This window comes from Aliikangiella litoralis (genome assembly GCF_052495765.1).
Genome location: NZ_CP199292.1, coordinates 574,277 through 593,900 on the forward strand (window position 1 = coordinate 574,277; position 19,624 = coordinate 593,900).

General features: G+C 37.0%; 13 protein-coding genes. 8 read left to right on the forward strand and 5 right to left on the reverse strand.

Annotated elements, in window-relative coordinates:
- Window positions 1-222: 222 nt before the first annotated feature.
- The 6 genes from ACT5E3_RS02545 to ACT5E3_RS02570 all read left to right on the forward strand — a co-directional run bounded on the left by ACT5E3_RS02545 (window position 223) and on the right by ACT5E3_RS02570 (window position 6,465).
- Window positions 223-1,011 (forward strand): SDR family oxidoreductase, encoded by a 789-nt coding sequence (locus ACT5E3_RS02545; protein WP_444996750.1) that lies wholly within the window; start codon window positions 223-225, stop codon window positions 1,009-1,011.
- A 129-nt stretch (window positions 1,012-1,140) separates the two neighbouring features.
- A complete protein-coding gene (locus ACT5E3_RS02550; protein WP_444996751.1) occupies window positions 1,141-2,583 on the forward strand; it encodes an aldehyde dehydrogenase in 1,443 nt (480 codons plus the stop codon).
- Window positions 2,584-2,740: 157 nt separating this feature from the next.
- On the forward strand, window positions 2,741-3,355 hold the full coding sequence (locus ACT5E3_RS02555) for a LysE family translocator (RefSeq protein ID WP_444996752.1): 615 nt from the start codon (window positions 2,741-2,743) through the stop codon (window positions 3,353-3,355).
- A gap of 15 nt (window positions 3,356-3,370) precedes the next feature.
- Window positions 3,371-4,867, forward strand: a complete 1,497-nt coding sequence (locus ACT5E3_RS02560; RefSeq protein WP_444996753.1) for an FMN-binding glutamate synthase family protein — start codon at window positions 3,371-3,373, stop codon at window positions 4,865-4,867.
- 203 nt (window positions 4,868-5,070) lie between these two features.
- Window positions 5,071-5,484 (forward strand): DUF413 domain-containing protein, encoded by a 414-nt coding sequence (gene maoP, locus ACT5E3_RS02565; protein WP_444996754.1) that lies wholly within the window; start codon window positions 5,071-5,073, stop codon window positions 5,482-5,484.
- Window positions 5,485-5,715: 231 nt separating this feature from the next.
- Window positions 5,716-6,465 (forward strand): acyltransferase, encoded by a 750-nt coding sequence (locus ACT5E3_RS02570; RefSeq protein WP_444996755.1) that lies wholly within the window; start codon window positions 5,716-5,718, stop codon window positions 6,463-6,465.
- A gap of 164 nt (window positions 6,466-6,629) precedes the next feature.
- Here ACT5E3_RS02570 and ACT5E3_RS02575 read toward each other — a convergent pair whose 3' ends face one another.
- From ACT5E3_RS02575 to ACT5E3_RS02590, 4 genes are all read right to left on the reverse strand, one after another.
- Window positions 6,630-7,613, reverse strand: a complete 984-nt coding sequence (locus ACT5E3_RS02575; protein ID WP_444996756.1) for a carbohydrate kinase family protein — start codon at window positions 7,611-7,613, stop codon at window positions 6,630-6,632.
- Window positions 7,610-8,845 (reverse strand): AGE family epimerase/isomerase, encoded by a 1,236-nt coding sequence (locus tag ACT5E3_RS02580; protein WP_444996757.1) that lies wholly within the window; start codon window positions 8,843-8,845, stop codon window positions 7,610-7,612. Before ACT5E3_RS02580 ends, ACT5E3_RS02575 begins: the two co-directional genes overlap by 4 nt.
- Window positions 8,846-9,088: 243 nt before the next feature.
- On the reverse strand, window positions 9,089-11,161 hold the full coding sequence (locus tag ACT5E3_RS02585) for a basic secretory protein-like protein (protein WP_444996758.1): 2,073 nt from the start codon (window positions 11,159-11,161) through the stop codon (window positions 9,089-9,091).
- Between the two features lie 48 nt (window positions 11,162-11,209).
- A complete protein-coding gene (locus ACT5E3_RS02590; RefSeq protein ID WP_444996759.1) occupies window positions 11,210-14,020 on the reverse strand; it encodes a TonB-dependent receptor domain-containing protein in 2,811 nt (936 codons plus the stop codon).
- Window positions 14,021-14,507: 487 nt separating this feature from the next.
- Here ACT5E3_RS02590 and ACT5E3_RS02595 point away from each other — a divergent pair, with 487 nt between their 5' ends.
- Window positions 14,508-17,054, forward strand: a complete 2,547-nt coding sequence (locus tag ACT5E3_RS02595) for a GH92 family glycosyl hydrolase (protein WP_444996760.1) — start codon at window positions 14,508-14,510, stop codon at window positions 17,052-17,054.
- An 80-nt stretch (window positions 17,055-17,134) separates the two neighbouring features.
- Here the strand turns inward: ACT5E3_RS02595 and greB are convergent, their stop codons facing one another.
- Window positions 17,135-17,611, reverse strand: coding sequence for a transcription elongation factor GreB (gene greB / locus ACT5E3_RS02600; protein WP_444996761.1), 477 nt, complete (start codon window positions 17,609-17,611; stop codon window positions 17,135-17,137).
- A gap of 441 nt (window positions 17,612-18,052) precedes the next feature.
- On the opposite strand from greB, the gene ACT5E3_RS02605 reads away from it, so the two are divergent.
- The gene (locus ACT5E3_RS02605; protein ID WP_444996762.1) at window positions 18,053-19,504 is read left to right on the forward strand and encodes an NAD-dependent succinate-semialdehyde dehydrogenase; all 1,452 of its coding nucleotides are present in this window, start codon (window positions 18,053-18,055) and stop codon (window positions 19,502-19,504) included.
- The last annotated feature ends 120 nt before the right edge of the window (window positions 19,505-19,624 follow it).

The window sequence follows — 19,624 nt, forward strand, 5'->3', positions numbered from 1 at the left end:
AAATTTAGATAGAGTTTATTTAGACTCGTGATGGAATTTTTTCTGAGTTTTTTAATGAAAAAATTATTCTTAGATAATTCTCTATCAACCAGCTTGATAAATATAAATCTATTATTTGGGGCAGTTTGATTATTAAATTTTATTGATAGTCGACGTCAGCTACTATAAAGTGTTCCATTATTTATTTGATTATTCAATTATTATTAAGCAAAGAGAAAAGACATGGATTTAAATTTAAGTAATAAAAATGCACTGGTTTGTGGTAGTTCGCAAGGGATTGGTAAGGCAATTGCAATCCAATTAGCCAGTATGGGAGCTAATGTAACTTTGTTTGCTCGTAATCTGGAAAAGCTCAATGAAGTAAAAGCACAATTAGCCAATAATGGTTCTCAAGAGCACTTTGCTATTTGTGCTGACTTTTCTGATACCCCGGCTGTTAGTCGAGCATTGAAAGAGCAGCTAACCGTTGTTCCTCAGTATCATATTCTTATTAATAATACAGGTGGACCGGCTCCTGGTCCCGCTAATACGGCTAAAAGCGAAGAGTTTATTACTGCATTTAACCAGCACTTAATTAATAATCATCAGATCACACAAAGTGTGATAGAGGGGATGAAAGAGGCTGGTTATGGACGTATTGTGAATGTTATATCTACTAGTGTTAAGCAACCATTACAGGGCTTAGGGGTTTCTAATACAGTGAGAGGTGCGGTTGCTAGTTGGGGTAAAACTTTGTCGAATGAGTTGGGGCAGTTTGGTATTACGGTTAATAATGTTTTGCCGGGTGCGACTAACACGGTACGTTTGGAGTCTATCATTAAAAACAAGGCGGCCAAACAGGGCTTAACTATTGAGGAAATGGAAGCCGAAGAAAAGTCAATTATTCCGATGCGTCGTTTTGGTGAAGCTGAAGAGTTTGCCAATGTTGTTGGATTTTTAGCTTCTCCGGCGGCAAGCTACGTGACTGGCGTAAGTATACCTGTGGATGGTGGCAGAACAAGTTGCTTATAACTCTAAAATAATAATATTTTAGAGTTATATTTTTACGACATTTCAATGCAAGCCCACTTTAAGTTTAATGATGGTGAGTAAACAGTTAGTTGTTATTGACTTAACAAATTAATAAATTGGTATATCCTAATGCAAAAAATTCAAAATTATATTAATGGGGAATTAGTCGAACCTTTTTCTGGAAAATATATTGATAACTATGAACCTGCAACAGGACAGGTTTATTCTCTTATTCCTCAGTCAGAACAACAAGACTTAGAAGCTGCTGTGGCCGCTGCCGAAGCTGCGCAAAATGAATGGGCTGAGATGCCTATGGAGCAACGCTCTGCATTATTAATGAAGTTGGCAGATGCTATTGAAGCAGCAAGCGATGAACTAGCTAAGGCCGAAGCTATTGACAATGGCAAGCCTATCTCTTTTGCGAAAGCGGTTGATAGTTACCGCAGTGCGGCTAACATTCGATTTTTTGCTAATGCCACAACACAGTTTTCAAGTGAATCACATAGTATGGGGAATGTTGGTATTAATTATACTTTACGTGATCCGATTGGAATCGTTGGTTGTATTTCTCCATGGAACTTACCGCTCTATTTGTTTACTTGGAAAATTGCGCCGGCACTGGCAACAGGCAATTGCGTGATTGCTAAACCATCAGAAATTACGCCTATGACAGCCTATCTGTTTTCAAAACTCTGTATTAAAGTAGGTATCCCAAAAGGGGTTATAAATATATTACATGGCACTGGTGCATCGATAGGTGGGCCTTTAGTTGAACATAAAAAAATTAAAGCGATTAGTTTTACCGGAGGAAGCAGTACAGGTAAAACAATAGCGGCTACCGCTGCACCGCTATTAAAGAAAATTTCGTTGGAGTTGGGTGGAAAAAACCCCACTTTAGTCTTTGCTGATTGTGATTTTGAAGCTACCGTTAGTGAGGTGGCGAGAGCCGCTTTTTCAAACCAAGGACAAATTTGTTTGTGTGGTTCAAGAATTTATATTGAACGCCCGATTTATGAAAAATTTAAAGCGGCATTTGTGAGTAAAGTTAAAAAGTTAAGAATAGGTGATCCATTAAAGCAAGAAACACAGCATGGTGCATTAGTTTCTAGCGCGCATAAAGAGAAAGTTTTATCGTATATTGAATTAGCTAAGCAAGAAGGCGGCAAAATTCTTTGTGGTGGCGGTGAAGTGGATGTTGATGGTCGCTGTAAAGAGGGTTATTTTGTTGCCCCAACGGTAATTGAAGGGTTAACAATCGAATGTCGTACTAATCAGGAAGAAATATTTGGACCTGTTTGTACTTTGCAACCGTTTGATAACGATGAAGAGGCATTAGCTTTAGCTAATGGTACAGAGTATGGACTGGCGACTTCAATTTGGAGTAATAACTTAAAACGCTGTCATTATTTTTCTCGTAAATTAGACTTTGGAATTGTTTGGGTAAACTGTTGGTCTTTGAGGGATTTGCGTACTCCATTTGGTGGCGTTAAATCTTCAGGGGTTGGGCGTGAAGGTGGTTTTGAAGCGATGCATTTTTTTACAGAACCAAAGAATGTTTGTTTTAAATATTAAGTTACCTAAATTCGAGATAAGAAAAATAAGCACATCACTTTTTAGGGTTTTCATCACCTATTGTTATATTGAATAGTGGTACTTGATTAATGAGTTTTTCAAGTGCCAATCAACCTGCCTCTCCAAGCAAATAGATATCAATGGAGTCGATTTAAACATGCTAAACGAGTTTCTGTTACTGAGTATTGCTCATATTTTGGCTGTTGCCAGTCCAGGAGCTGATTTTGCTGTTGTCATCAAGAACACTTTTAATTCTGGTAGAGTTTCTGGAATGATGACTGCGGTCGGTATTGGTTGCGGAATATCAATTCATCTGCTTTATACTTTACTCGGTTTTGCACTTATTCTATCTCAGTCTGAACTCGTTTTTACTGTCGTTAAAAGCATTGGTGCAATTTATCTGTTGTGGTTATCGTGGCAACTCTTTCAATCTCGCCCTAAAAAAGCGGCACAAGACTATTCGCAACAAACGACTGGAATAGGATGTTTTCAAGCTTTTCGACAAGGCTTTTTAACGAATGTTTTTAACCCTAAAGTTACCGTTTTTTTCTTAGTCTTATTTACGAGTATTGTCAGCCCCGATAGGCCAGTATGGATACAAGGTTTATATGGTGTTTGGATGATTATTTATGCTATTTTGTGGTTTGTGCTCGTAGCGTGGTTTTTCTCTCGTCAATCTATTCTCAATTGGTATCAAACTAGTGGTCATTATATTGACTGGATAGTGGGAGGAGTTTTTATCTTTATTGCATTACGGTTATTTTTTGAATAATTATGGAGTACTAAAATGCTTTCAACAGAAACACAGGCTATTTTAACTAATTTTTTTCAATGGGCAGCGCTACTGTTTATTGTTGCTGTAGGTATTGCTGTTTTTGCGGTAGTTTTCATTTATCTTAGTGATAAATTTCAAACCAAACATGCGGTAAAGAGAAACTATCCGGTAATAGGGCGTTTTCGTTATTACTTTGAACATTTAGGTGAGTTTTTTCGGCAATATTTTTTCGCTATGGATAGAGAAGAACTGCCTTTTAATCGAGCACAAAGAAGTTGGGTGTATCGAGCATCAAAAAATATTGATAATACAATCGCATTTGGTTCAACTCGTGATACTAAAAAAGTTGGTAATGTATTATTTGTTAACTGCCCTTATCCTACTTTAAAAAAAGATGCAGTTTCTCCTAAGTCGATAACTGTTGGTGAAGATTGCCCTAATCCTTGGATAACTAACTCATTTTTTGGTATTTCGGCAATGAGTTTTGGGGCGCTTTCTGAGCCAGCGGTGAAAGCTTTGTCGAAAGGTGCTGCAAAAGCAGGTACTTGGCTAAATACAGGTGAAGGTGGTTTATCTCCTCATCATTTGACTGGTGAGGCAGACATTATTTTTCAAATTGGTACTGCAAAATATGGAGTGAGAGATGAAGACGGTAACTTAGATGACAATAAACTCAAGTCAGTTGCAGGCCATAAACAAGTTAAGTTAATCGAATTAAAATTAGCGCAAGGAGCAAAGCCTGGCAAAGGGGGGATTTTACCTGGTGAAAAAGTAACTGCTGAAATTGCCGCAATTAGAGGGATTAAATCAGGCGTTGATTCCATTAGCCCTAATCGTCACCCTGAAATTGCTAATGATGATGAATTGCTAGATATGATTAATCACATCAGAGAAGTGACTGGTAAGCCTGTTGGTTTTAAAACTGTAATAGGTTCTCCTGAGAACTTGGAAGCACTTATCTTGACAATAAAAAATAGAGGAAAAGAGGCAGCACCTGATTTTATAACTTTAGATAGTTCAGATGGTGGGACTGGTGCCGCGCCAATGACATTAATGGATGATATGGGGCTTACTATACGAGAAACTTTGCCTATGTTAATTGATGCACTTGTTCGACACGATTTAAGGGCGAGAATTAAAGTTTTTGTATCGGGTAAGTTAGTCAATCCTGCAGATGTTGCTTGGGCATTATGTGTAGGTGCTGATTTTTGCAATAATGCAAGAGGTTTTATGTTTGCTTTAGGTTGTATTCAATCTTTACAGTGCAATAAAAATACTTGCCCTACAGGTGTAACAACTCATAATAAAAAACTACAAAGAGGCCTGGTTGTTACTGAAAAATCAGAGCGTGTAGCACATTATGCAAAGAATATGATGCATGCTGTTGGAGTAATTGCTCACTCCTGTGGCGTGAAAGAGCCTAGAGCGTTAAATAGAAGTCATGCTCGAATAGTTACCGATAATGGGTTTTCTTTACCAATCAATGAGTTATATACTCGTTCTAACTAAAACATGTTTCTTTAGTAAATTGAATATAGAAATGCTGTCGACAATTACCCTATTAGTTGGAGTTAACATAATTATTCTATTTAACACTTATTATTTTTAGCACAAAAAATAATCGACTGTTCAATGATTATGTCATAAAAGCGTCAAAACGAAGGAGTAACCTTGCGGGAAATTTAAGTTCCTATGTTTAGAGGTTACATCGAATGAAAACTCGTGCGTATTGGTGTAGTAAATCATTTTATGATTCTAAAAAATTTCCATATGGATTTTCTCGTTCTGGTATTTTTACTTATAAAGAAAGTGAGCTTCTTGAGTCTAAAGGTCACTTGTTCCAAGCTTTAGTCAATGAAGAAGTTTTTGACCCAACACCGGAAGATTTAGTTTTTGCCAGAGCATTTAAGTCGGGGGAGTTTGGTCAAACTTTTGAGACACAAGTGTGGTGGAAGTATATTTCATACCAACGAAACTTAATATCAATTGCTGGTAGCTGGATTCAATCAGAAAAAAATATGCAAGCTATCAATGATAATGAATTTGTAATGGATGAAATAGATACATCACTCTTAAAGGAGTGGGGATCACCTGATGATGACGATGATATGTTAGAAGCTTGCTAAGATATTTAAATTATAAAAAAATAAAATACATTGCAGATTAGTTATATTATATCTCAAATCTGCAATTTATCTCCGTTAATTTCTTGAAATATTATCTCTAGACTTTGGTTATATTGTTGTTTTGTGTACACTAAAAGATATATAAGGCTTAGGCTTATATGTTTCTAGAGTATTTCCCATAACACTGTCATTGCTTGTTGGCAGTTGGAAACGGACATTCAGGAGATAACGATGCGAATCCTTTCTAAAGCTTCCTTCAAAAAAAGTAACTATAAATTTGTTAAACGAAATATTACGGGTCAAAATAATATTATTCAGGCTGATAAAGCTATTTGTTCAAACGTAACTTATAATATCCAAGGCGATAATAATATCATTGTTATTCATCCGAATGCTTACCTTAATAATGTTTCGTTTAATCTTTATGGAAATAATCATCGAATATTTATTGGACAACACTGTCGTTTTAATGAACGAGGTAGTATTTGGGCTGAAGATAAAGATTGTTTTATTTCAATTGGTCAGCATACAACTTTTGAAGGTGTGCATTTATCGGCTACAGAGCCTGGTTCAAAGTTAATTATTGGTGAAGATTGTATGTTTTCTTATGATATTGATGTAAGAACAGGCGACTCTCATTCCATTATTTCAAAGGCGAATGGAAAAAGAACTAACTATGCAAAGGATATTATTTTTGGCGATCATATTTGGGTTGCTTCCCACTGTATTTTTACTCGAGGAGTGTCGATAGCGAGTTATTCAATTGTTGGAACGGGTTCGTTGGTAAATCGCCAATTTACTGAAGAAAATGTTTTAATTGCAGGTAGACCCGCTAAAGTTTTGAAAAAGGATATAGAGTGGTTGCGTGAACGTGTTTATCATACGCAAGCAATATCTACTTTACCTGATTCTGGTAGTGCTGAAGCAATTACAAAAATAGCGCATGATGTTGTTGGTAATATCAGTAAAAAAACAGGATAGTAGCAAAATTTTTAATATTTATGTTTGCTAATATTCGTTAACAGTTCTGTGAATACAAAAGTGTTGGTTTCTATTATTATGTTTTTTCATACTCACTGTTTAATCAAAGTGAGTATGAAATCTTGGAGGTATTGTTAAATAATTTTTGACCAGGTTGTTTAACGTTAACAAAAACTCATTAACTCAGAATATTCAGCAAAAGAAGGAAAAGCACCTTGACGAGTGACAGAAATAGCGCCACAGTTAATACCAAATTGAAGTGCGTGGTTGAGTTCTTTTTCTTCTTTGATTAAATCAGCTAAATTATTTTGACTTGTTTGATGTTTGCTTTTCTTCTGAAAAGCTTGGTTCATAGCGAAAAGTGTGCCGGCAATAAATGCATCTCCTGCTGCGGTTGTATCAATAGCATGCACCTTAGGCGCTTTAATTTTTCCTTGGGCAATTGGAGTAAACCATCTGAGAGGATTAGCTCCATCAGTAATTAAAACTAGTTCGACTCCCAATGAAAAACAATTATCAATAATGCTATCTTCTGATTGCGCAAAATCAGAGTTATGAATCATAAAAGATAACTCTTCTAAAGACATTTTTATAATTTTCGATAAACCTATTGCGCGCCATACTCGTTCAGCAATATGGTTCGTGTTTTGCCACAACATAGGACGCAGGTTAAGATCAAAACTAGTGATACAGTTGTTTTTTAATGCGAGATTAATACCATATAAACTAACATCAAATATTTTTTCATCAACGAATGTGTTTGAGCAAAAATGAAAGAACTGGTTTTGTTTAAAAGCTTCGATATCAAAGTCATTTTTATTAAATTGAATATCAGCAGTATGGTCGCGGTAAAAACTAAAATGACGTTCCTTATTACTATCGAGTGAAATAAAAGCAAATGCAGTTTTCGCGCCTTGTGAATAACGACAATACTGTGTGTCGACCTGAAAATTTTGTAAAGAGTGTACTAAAAATCGACCAAAATTATCTTCGCTTAATTTGCCAACAAAGGCAGCCTTACCGCCTAATTTACTATAAGCTACGGCAACGTTGGCGGGTGCTCCACCAGGAAATTGGGTGAATTGTGGTGGCTGGTTATCATTACCTAAAAAGTCGATAATAATTTCTCCAAAACTTAATAAGCTCATAAAGCATTCCCTGAAAAATTATTGGCTTTAGCATTTTGCTCATTAACCTGATCATGTAAGCGCATTGTATTGAGCACTTCATAGCATGCTCCCATTGTATGGTAATCGGTCTTGCCCGCAGGACTTTTTAAATTATCATATTTTTGGTTATTTTTGCTTAAAATTCGATACCATGCACCATATTGGTGATCAACAAAATGTTCCCACACATATTGCCAAATTCTGATATACCAATCCCAATAATCACTATTACCTGTTGTAATCGCAAGCATTGCAGCTGCCGCAATCGCTTCTGCTTGTACCCAGTAGTATTTGTCAGAATCACAAGTTTTATAATTGGGATCAAAGCCGTAAAAAATTCCTTGGTATTGGGGATCCCAAGAAAGCTTAATTGTACGATCAAAAAAGGAACAAGCTGACTCTATCATCCAATGTTCTGGTTTATGGCGATGTAAAATTAAGAGTAATTTTGCCCATTCAATCTGGTGGCCTGGTTGAAAGCCCCAAGGACGGAACAAGTGTTTGGGATTGTCACGATTATAATCCCAATCAATTTTCCAGTGATGATTATAATGTTCCCAGATTAATCCATTTGATTGTTGAGAAAGCTGTAAAATATTTTTCGCAATTGTATAGGCCCTATCTAGATAGCGTTGGTTATGAGTTGCTTCGTAGGTCATTAACATCGCTTCACATAAATGCATATTGGCATTTTGACCACGGTAATTTGAGATAGGAGTTAAGTTAATATTTAACTCGTCTTTATACAGTCCAAATTTGCTTTCCCAGAAATTTTCTTCTAGGTGTTGCCAGGTAGCTTCAATTGTTTTATTAGTATCGATACCTGCTTTGAGCGATACTGCGTTGGCTAGTAATACAAAAGCTAAACCATAGGCATGGTTAGTATCATCAAGTACCCGTTCACTATCTCGCTCCCACAAATAGCTACCAGAAGTCAGGTTAAAGTGAAAATAATTGAGATAATCTAACCCATGTTGTGCGCGTTTTAAGTAGTCTTCATTCTTGTACTCAACCGCTGCCATAGCATAGTTAAAAACAAAACGAGCGCTGGAAACCAAATGGCGAGAGCTTTTATTATAAACTTCTCCTTGATCGTTAAAGTAATGATAAAAGCCACCTTTTTTATCCAGACAAATAGGATCATAAAATGCCATAGTACTTTTAATATGTTCTCTTAAAAATGTTGGAGAATCGAAAATAGGTTTCTTCATAGTGTAATTACAATTATCCGCTAATGAGCCATAGTTAATATGATAACCGATATTAAGTTGGTTTGGAACGTTCCAAATTGGCTTAATGGTAAAATATATCGAGTGAGTTATTTGTTTTGGGTTTTAGTTTATATGATATTGATACCTATTCCCCTTACAATATATTTTTCAAGGAGGAATAAGTATCAAGTAACAATGAATGAATCCAAATTTTATGTATCAAATTCATGATTCAATTATTGTTTACTCTTCTGTTAATAAAGCAATTTCACCAATTTGAACAAGGCGTCCATCGTCACCACCTATACCATCACCTTCTTGAGCGTTTTCAAAAATAAATTGGTAGAAACGATAAGGGCTTGTATTGTTTTCAATATTAAAGTGATAGGTTGTTAATCTGGCTGGTGTTTCTGGATATTGTGCGCTATCTAACTGTGTCCAGGTTTCACCATTATTTGAACCAGAAACAGTCCATGAAGTAGGATCTCTTTGAGGATTATCATTGCCTGTTGAAATGCTATAAATATTAAGAATAGTTTCTTCTGTAACTTCAATCAGTACTTCAACATTGGTTACTTCATTAATCGGTAACAAGCTTGGTGCATATTCAGGAATCCACCAAGGGGTTTCAATGACCGCGTTAAATTTTAACGTAACATTATTATCAATTAACTTATCAACTCCTTCATTCCAAATGCCAATATCAGTTGCATTAGTAGAAATGATGACTCCTTCATCAACTGCAAAGTTTTTAAAACCTTCAACAGGTGTTGGATAAGGTGGGTAAATGCCTAATACTTTTTGCAAATATTCTACCTGGTACTCATTCCATAAGGTTTCTATTCCTCGATCTTCGCCTAAAATTGATTTGAAGGCAGCATCAAAACTCCAGGCTGGAAGTTCGCCGGCAGCTCGGTTGAATAGTTTTATGAAATCGATACTTCGGTGACTGTTTTGTACCCATTCAAGGAAAAATGATGTTTGATTATAAGCATCTTCATTCCATGAGTTAACCCATTTGACCCCGTTACGTTTATGTTCATTATAACCTGCTTTAATGCGTACATAATCGGCAACAGACTCAAGAAAAGTATGATACTCATCACCTGTGGCATACTGTCCTGTATTCGGTGAATTTGAGTATCCATGAGTTAATTCGTGCCAAAGCATACCAATTACTTCATTTCTTAATGCTTGGTCACCTTGATTTAAGATATTGGCAATATGATCTAAATCCATTTGTAAAATCATATCGGTATCAGTACCACTTTTGGCTGCTGGATAATCATAGTGTCCCGTTTCAAATGACAAGGTTTTAAAAATATTGATTTCCGTGACGTCATTATAAAGAATTTTTGCAACACCTAATGACACTTGATGAATAACCTGCTCAAGATCTGGCATGATGCGCTCAAGTTCTTTTTGAGCTTGATGTTCAGGATCAATTTTATTAAAACTGACTTCAGGTTGAGGGAATCCAGCCCACGGTGATTCTGCATCCCAAACCCAAATCACATGCTCTTTAGTTAATGTATTACTGCCTTTATCATTAGTTGCAACTAAAGTGACATTTTTAGGCCCAATGGATGAAAATTTTACTACCGGATGTTGCTGTGTACTGGTTGCCGGTGTTCCGCCTTCAAATGTCCAACTCCAAGATGTTGGGTTAGCCAGTGATTGATCGAGAAAAGCAACTTCTTCACCAACTTCAACACGAGGTTTATCGGTTTTAAATGAAACAATGGGTTTATCTGCTTTAACCATTAATTCAAGTTCTGCTAACTGGAGAATATTATTACCATAGGTATCAACACCTGTGTGTGTAAAGGAAAAGCGATAATGTTGATAGGCTGTTTCATTAAAGTCGAGTTGGTATTCATTTTTAACCGTACGTCCAGCAAAGCTTTGTTCACTTTGTGATTCTATTTGAATCCATAACTCTTTATCTGCTGAGCCTTCTAAAACCCATTTAACCGGATCGCGTTGGGGTTCATCATTGGCAGAAACTAAATTGTAAGATTTCAAAATATACGGTTTCGTCGCGCTAAATATAACGGTTGCATTCGGTGCAAATGATAAAAATTTGCTACCCAGATCACCATCAATCAGATTACCAACTTGTTCTGCATCTGGCACATTAACAGCATCGGGTGATTCGATACTATTACCTGAATCAATGGCCATATTACGTAGTGCCGCTTCTGTTGAAACCTCAGTTGTTTCTCGTTGTGTTACTTCGAGCGGTTTATCTGAGCTGTTACAAGCAACGAGTAATGTAAGACTCAATGCGGTAACAAGCGAAATAGTCTTGTGCATGATTATGTCCTCTAAATAAATTCTTTTTGTTTTAATTTGCTATAAAAATTAGAATGAAAATTTGCTACCCAAATACCACATTCTTCCTATTCGACTATAAGGTGCAGCCGTCGCAGACTGAGGAATACCATTAGCATATCCTTCGGGTAAAAATGGAGGATCTTGATCGAATAAATTATCAACGCCTAAATAAACCTGATGACGACTATCTTCTCCAAAGTTATATCTTGCTTGAACATTGTGAAGTAATTGTGCATCGACATGGTTGTTGTAATAATTAGCTATTTTATTATCAAAAATTGAACCTTGGTAAACCATACTCCAATTTAGTGTTAAGTCTTGATATTTATAAGTTGTTGAAAAATTAGCTCGTTGTTTAAAGTAGGGGAGCTGATCTAATTCATTAATCCATTCTGCTTCAGGTTGTGCTTTTGTTTTATGTTGGTCAACTCGGCTATAAAGTAATTTAAATCCTAAGCTACCGTAGTCAATGAGGTCATATTTATAATTGAGTTCTAAATCTATCCCTTGCACCTCTCGTCCTGATAAATTGAATACATAGTTATACATCGTATGAATAACACCTGTTTCACTGTCGCGTTCAACGGCTCGGCAAAACTCATTGAGTCCTTCTAAACAACGCTCATTTTTATAACGTTGTCCAACCCCTGTGATAATGTTATCGATACTGATGCTGTAGTAATCCATTGCTACTGAAAAATTCTCAATGTAATTAGGTGAATAAATAAAACCAATTGTTTGAGTTTGAGCATTTTCTACTTTTAAGTCTGGAGAGGGACCAAAATAAGAGTATCTTTCAACGTCATCATTTTCAGGTTCACCATTAAAAGTACCACCATTTGCTATAGCAGCGGCAACTCCAGGTATTAACCGACAAGCTTCGGCTTGTTGTGGCGTAACACCCGCTCCAGCTGTTGTTTCTGTAATGTTATGACAAGGATCGATATTGGCTAAAGAGAGCACCTGACGTGTACTACCATTAAACATATCTGCAATTGTTGGTGCTCTAAAAGCTTCAGAGTATTGTGCCCGAAATAGTATTTCATCATTGATTTGCCAACGTGTTCCTACCTGCCAGCTATCATTGCGACCAGTATGGCTATAATCTGAACCTCGGCCTGAAAAATTAAGTCCGAGTGACTTCGCTAGATAAACATCGGAAAGAATTGGAATATCGACTTCAACAAAATATTCATCCACTTCATACTCCCCTTTTAATCCATCAATTTGAATACCACCACTCATGCCCGATAAAGTGGTTGAGTCAGGATGCTCTTCAGAATATTCTCGCCTATGCTCAATTCCAGCAGCAATCGCGACACTACCCGCAGGCAAATCAAATAAGTTGTTATTAGAAAAAGAAGCCGTCATTACTTCTTGTTCTAGTTTTCCATCTAGTGTTGTTTTATTACTCCAAAAGCGGGTTGCTTCATCCGTGAATGGGGCAAACACATTGGTGGGTACACAACCTATATCGACGAATGCTTGATCACGACATCTTGGTTCATTGGTAACTGGATCTAAAATAACATCTGTTGCTTTTTTAAAAGCGAGAGAGTGAACATCTTTGCCTTCCTGATCATTGCTCACTTCACCGTAGTTGTAGCTTATTTCCCAGTCCCAATCATCGGCAATGGTGCCATCAACACCAGCGACAAAACGAGTAACAATTCTTTCTGCTTCAAAACCCGTTGGACCATATTCATTAATGCGTCCTCGATAGTGTATTTCTGTCACATTATTGGCTAACGCAATGTTTCTTAGCGCCTGTGGAACAAATGGATTGTCGATAGAAATAGGGGCTCCTCTTGAAGTAAGTGAACCTGTCCAATAAAGATCACTTGGGTTTTCTGTATTCGTTTTAGCATAAGAAAACTCGGCAAAAGCTCGGATATTATCTTGCAAGTAATAATGACTGGTGGCATTAATAATCAGTCGCTTGATGGGGGTCGAAATTGTTCGTGTGTCGGCGTGTCGATAGCCATCATTTTCTAGACTCCAATCGACTAATTGACCATCTCTCCAGCCAGTTTGAAAATTACCTATATCGTATCTCCAGTGAGGTGCATATGAACTAAGCTGAGGTGGGTTTAAAACATTTTTATCGGTATCAAATCTAACACCTGTTACACCACGGTCGCGGGAGGCTAATCCTTCTGAATCTGATTTTTCGATATTAAGAACCGCATTACCTTTATTTTCACTAAAATTACCGCCAAGTGTAAAACGTAAAAGATCACTTTGATTATCTGATTTACCTGACTGATTTCGTCTGATTTCACTTTCAAAACCCTCAAAGTCATCTTTTAAAATAAAATTGACCACTCCGGCAATTGCACCTGAGCCGTAAGTTGCAGAGCCACCACCTGTAGTAATATCGATACGGTGAATTAATGAAGTTGGTATGGCGTTCATGTCAGATAACAGTTCACCGACATCACTCGATACAACTCGTCTACCATTGATTAAAATCAATGTTCTTTCATGACCAAGATTTCTAAGGTTAACGGTATTCATGCCTGTATTCGCATAGTTAAAATGACCTGTCTCATTGGTTAACCCACCAGCAATACTAGGTAAATCCATGAGAGCATCCATCACATTAACATGGCCTGTAAGTTCTAGTTCTTCACCACTGATGGATGTGACTGGGCTAGGTGCTAGCGAATTCACTGATTGAATTCGAGAACCCGTAACAACCACTTTTGTACTTTTAATTTCTTTATTCTTCGCACTATTTTCGTCGGCGGCATATAAGGGAGAGCAAATGAGCGCACTTAATAAAATTGATAGTTTTGATAGTCGGAATACCCGACTATCAACAATATTTTGATCCATGATACTAATACCCCATAATGAAAAAATGATATTATTAAAATAATTGGAACGTTCCAATTTTAAAGTAAAAAATTAACGCCTAGGCGCTATAGTTGGGTTTTGTTTAGAACGTTCCAAATATGAACTATCAAATAAATAGCTGCAAATGTCAATAGAAAGGTGGATGAAAAATATTTAAAGAAAATTGAAAAATTTTGCTTTGATTAATGTAACCGAGTAAATTTAAGCGCCATAATCGAAAAGTTGGGCAACAAGTAATTAACGAAAAGTATTTGAATCCTAACATGTGATGATATATATTAATTACTTATTTGGAACGTTCCAAATGAGTGGGCGAAATGTTAACTATTGCTCTGGTAGCTAGTTTTTGAGAATACTCTGATTAGGGCGTGTTTATGAAAGAAGTTCAAATAGCAGCTTAAAAATTTAAGTATATTGAATTAGTGATTAAATAAGTATTAGATAAAATACTTAGTCAGGATAAAAAATGAATAGAATAAATTTGAAATTGAGCGGTGCACTACTTTTATTGATAACAAGTGGGTGTAGTTGGCAAAATAATCAGTCAGATAAAACCAATACAGATTTAGCAAAAAATAGTGTAGCAAGTGAAAATTGGGTTGCTAATCCTGTCGATTATGTTGATCCATTTATTGGTACTGAAGGGGTTAATAACCATCGTCAAGCTGCTAATGTTGTGCCTGGGGCTGTGGTTCCTTATGGCATGTTAAATTTTGGACCTGAACATGTTTATTCAGCAGATATGTTAGCTGAAAGTAAACGCTCTCAGCGCTGGGTGGTTGATGAGAAACGTCGTATTCCTGTTTCGGCAGGAGGATATAATTACGGAGCAACACGTGTGAAGGGGTTTTCGCTTACTCGGCTTTCTGGAACAGGCTGTTTAGGCGCTTCTGGAGATATTCCGATTTTGCCTTTTACTAATGCGGTAAAACACTCTCCAGATACTGATGATTTAGATGCTTATTATAGTGCAGGCTTTAGTCATCAAAATGAAACGGCTATTCCGGGTTATTATCAGGTAGGGTTAGATAATGGTGTTAATGTTGAATTAGCGGCAACCACTCGAACAGGGATCGCACAGTTTCGCTTTCCTAAAAATAAGTCTGCTAAACTACTGTTTAGAACTTCTTATTCGCAATTAGGTAGCGAAAAAGCACAAACTCAGGTTGATCTAGACAAAAATGAAATTAGTGGTTCAGTAACGAGTGGTAACTTTTGTGGTTACTTAGGACAATACAATCAGAGAAGTTACTATACATTACACTTTGTTGCGAAACTAGATAAGAAAATTATGGCAACAGGCGCTTGGGAAGATGATGCTGTAAAAAAAGGTAAAGTTGTTGCAAAAGGTGGAATGGGATACGGAAAAGGTCCTACTATGTTAGATCCTGCTGAAGAAGGTCAGTTAAATACAGGGGGTGTGCCAGAACTAGGAAAAGGCTCTGGTGTTTGGGTTGAGTTTGAAACCGAGGAACAACAAAAAGTTGTATTGCGTGTTGGCATTTCTTATGTGAGCGTCGAAAATGCACGTAAAAATTTACAAGCAGAGCAACAAGCTTCAAGTTCGTTTAACACTATTCGACAATCGGCCTATCAACAGTGGCATACTGCTTTAAGCAAAGTGCAAGTTGAATCTAATAATCAAGAAAAGCTTAAAACTTTTTATACTGCCTTATATCACTCACAATTTCATCCTAATATTTTTAGTGATGTTAATGGGGAATATTGGGGGTTTGATCAAAAAAAGCATCAAGTGACAGGAAAACAAACTAATCAATATGCCAATTTTTCTGGCTGGGATGTTTATCGTTCACAATTACAATTAGTTTCATTACTTGATAAAAAACGTGCCAGTGATATTGCGCAATCTTTATTTAACCAAGCTAAACAAAATAATGGTGTTTGGGATCGTTGGACACATAATTCTGGTGCAACGGGAGTGATGAGTGGCGATCCAGCAACAATTGCAATTGCTAACTTTGTTGCTTTTGGTGCGAATGATTTTGATGTGAATGGTGCTTATCAATCCTTATGGCAAGCGGCTACTGAGCCAACGTCGCTCGACTTAAGTGATGTAGGGTGTCCTGTGTTTTGTCGTGGTCAAAGACCTTCCTTAGATCAGTGGCTTAAGCTAAATTATATTTCTGCCCAGTCGAACAGTTGGGAGGGAGCCTCAGAAACTTTAGAGCAAGTGTCTGCTGATTTTGCTTTAGCACAACTTGCAAAACGTTTGCATAAAGAAGATGAGTCAAATGCATTATTAAAGCGTTCGGGCTATTGGAAGAATTTATTTAATCCAAATGCTACTGAGTCATTGGGGTATATACAGGCTCGTAATAAGGATGGTAGTTGGAAAGATAAATTTGATCCTTTTAGTGAGTCGCTGTTTGTTGAAGGGAGTCCGGCCCAGTATTTATGGATGTTACCTTTTGACGGGCAAGGTCTAAGCCAATTATTAGGCGGCGATGATTTAATGGTGAAGCGACTTGATGAGCATTTCCATAAAGAAGATGGTAGTTGGGTGTTATTTAGAGATAGTGGTCAATATGCGGATGTATCCAACCAGCCTTCTATCGTGTCACCCTGGATGTATTTATTTGCCGGACGAGCAGATAAAACACAACAGACTATTCGAGCTACTATTGAACAACTTTGGAATAATTCCACTAAAGGCATTCCAGGGCAAGATGATGCTGGACAAATGTCGTCTTGGTATGTGTTTTCATCTATGGGAATTTATCCGTTGTATCCAGGTAAAGCCGATTTAGTATTAACCAGTCCATTGTTTAAGCAGGTAAAAATAGGTAACTTAACTATCAAAGCGGAAAATGCTTCGGCAGAAAATCAGTACATCCAAAGTTTGACTGTTAATGGTAAACCTTCAAATCAGAGCTGGATAAACGAATCGTATATTAATCAGCCTATGACTTTAGAGTTTGATCTCGGCAATACGCCGCAGCAAAGTTGGGGACAAGGTTTGCAAGATCGTCCCCCTAGTTATTCAATCAATTAATACTGAGTAGATAACTTTTAAAAATTGGCAGGTTTGTTTTACCGTTTTGCAAATCTGCTAACAATTTGAATATTACAAATTTACAGTGGGTAGCTGATTTTATTGATATAAAAACATTTTTTTCCCGCTGGCAAATTGACAACCACTTCATCATCGACCTGCTTTTTTAATAAAGCTCTGGCCAGAGGTGAGTCAATAGAGATATATTCTGCTCGGTAGTCGAACTCATCTGAGCCAACGAGACGATGTATAAATTGGTTGCCTTCTTCGTCTTCTAACTCAACTAAAGCACCAAAAAATATCTTTGATTGATCGGGTGGTCTGTGTTCGATTACGCGCATTTCTGCCGTTCTTTTTTGTAAGTAACGAATTCTTCTATCCATTTCTCTTAACTGTTTTTTTCGGTAAATATATTCTGCGTTTTCAGAACGATCACCTTCGGCAGCGGCAGCGGTAATTGCGCGAGTTACTTCGGGTCGTTTATTTTTCCATAAGTCAGCCAGCTCATTACGTAAACGAGTGGCGCCCTCTTCTGTAATCAAGTTGGATCTTGGCATGAATTGTATTTTATTAGTCAGTTAATTGATTATTATAAACCAATCTATTTAGAAATTATAAGCGAATGTAAAAAGTACAACTGTTTGTTAATTAACCTAAAAAGAGGATTAAATAGATAAAAAAATCCAGTTAGTTTTTCTTGCTTTACGCTAAGCCAGCAGCTTTTTCAAAGAGAGTTAATCGATTGATTACAAAATTAAGTTTGAAAAACATGAGATATTGTTCGAATTTAGCAAAGGAAAATATCTATTGAGCCTACAATTGACATTATTTCGATGGAGTTTATAGCAAGTAAGTATTGATTAAGGTCAAAAAAGTATGGCCATCTAGCTTTTTTGTCTAGGTATGAAGTGGTTTTACGGCTAGAATCTTAACTTCTACATTTAGAGCCTTTTGCATTTAAAAGGCTCATACAATCCAGATAATTTAAGAGAGTTACTGTGCAGCTCAACAACCCTGAACTTTTGAAGAATGCATCTTTTATTAATGGCCAATGGCTCACTTCTGAAACCGTTTTTGAAGTTGAAAACCCTGCTAATGGTCAAATAGTTGGTACTGTTAGTGAGGTGACACCAGGCCAATTAGAAATGGCGGTAAACTCTGCTTATGCTGCCTGCGAAGTATGGCAGTCAAAAACTGTTGACGAGCGTGCAGTGATTCTCAAGAGCTGGAATGACTTAATTAGGGATAATCAACAAGATCTGGCTCAAATTATGACCGCAGAACAGGGCAAGCCAATTCATGAAGCAATAGGCGAGGTTGCTTATGGCGCAAGTTATATTGAATGGTATGCAGAAGAAGGTAGACGGATTAAAGGGAGTGTGTTGCCAAATAATCAGCAAGGTCGTCGGGCATTAGTACAACAAACGCCTGTTGGTGTTGTTTCTGCAATTACACCTTGGAATTTTCCCGGCGCAATGCTTTTACGTAAGGCTTCTGCGGCATTGGCTGCGGGGTGCACATTTATTGTTAAGCCATCTGAGTTGACGCCTTTTTCGGCTTTAGCTTTAGCCGAACTTTCCTTGCAAGCTGGTATTCCACCAGGGGTGTTTAATGTGGTGATTGGCAGCAATGCTCAGCCCATTGGTGAAGTATTAACTCTTCACCCAAAGGTTGCTAAATTTAGTTTTACAGGTTCAACAGCGGTGGGTAAAAAATTACTTTCTCAATGTGCTTCTACAGTTAAAAAGACATCTATGGAACTTGGTGGAAACGCGCCTTTTATTATTTTTGAAGATGCAGATATTGATAAAGCACTAGATGGTCTTATGCGAAGTAAATTTCGTAATGCAGGCCAAACATGTGTGAGTGCTAACCGCATATTTGTTCATCAATCGCTCCATGATGAATTAGTTGAGCGACTTAGGCTGATGGTTTCAGAGTTGACTATAGGTGATGGTCAAGATGAAACGACCCAGATTGGACCTTTGATTAATCTTAAAGCTGTCGAAAAAGTTGAAAAGCTAGTCGCTCAAGCGGTTACTTCTGGCGCTAAACTTGTTTTGGGTGGAGAAAAGATTAAAAACAGTGGATATTTCTATCAACCAACCATTTTAACTGGTGTTAAACCTTTTATGGATATTTTTAACCAAGAGATTTTTGCTCCAGTCGCTTCGATTATTGCTTTTGAACAAGAAGACCAAGTAATCCAATTGGCCAATCAAACTAACTATGGCCTGTGCTCTTATGCTTACACCAATAATGCTAACCGTATATGGAGGTTATCCGAAAAATTAGCTTTTGGCATGGTTGGCATTAATGAAGGTGTTCTATCTAATGCTCTGGCTCCATTTGGTGGCATTAAAGAATCCGGTATGGGCAGAGAAGGTGGACATTGGGGAATTGAGGAATATCTTGAAACTCGTTATGTGTGTATCGGTAATGTTGAATAATCAGTCTTTAATTAATAAAGGGCTTTAGCGTTTTTATTAACAGAAATATCATTGAAAATTACATGAATGTCTGGCAGTAATAATCAAGTTGAGGAAGCTACCAGATTGAGTTTAGAAACG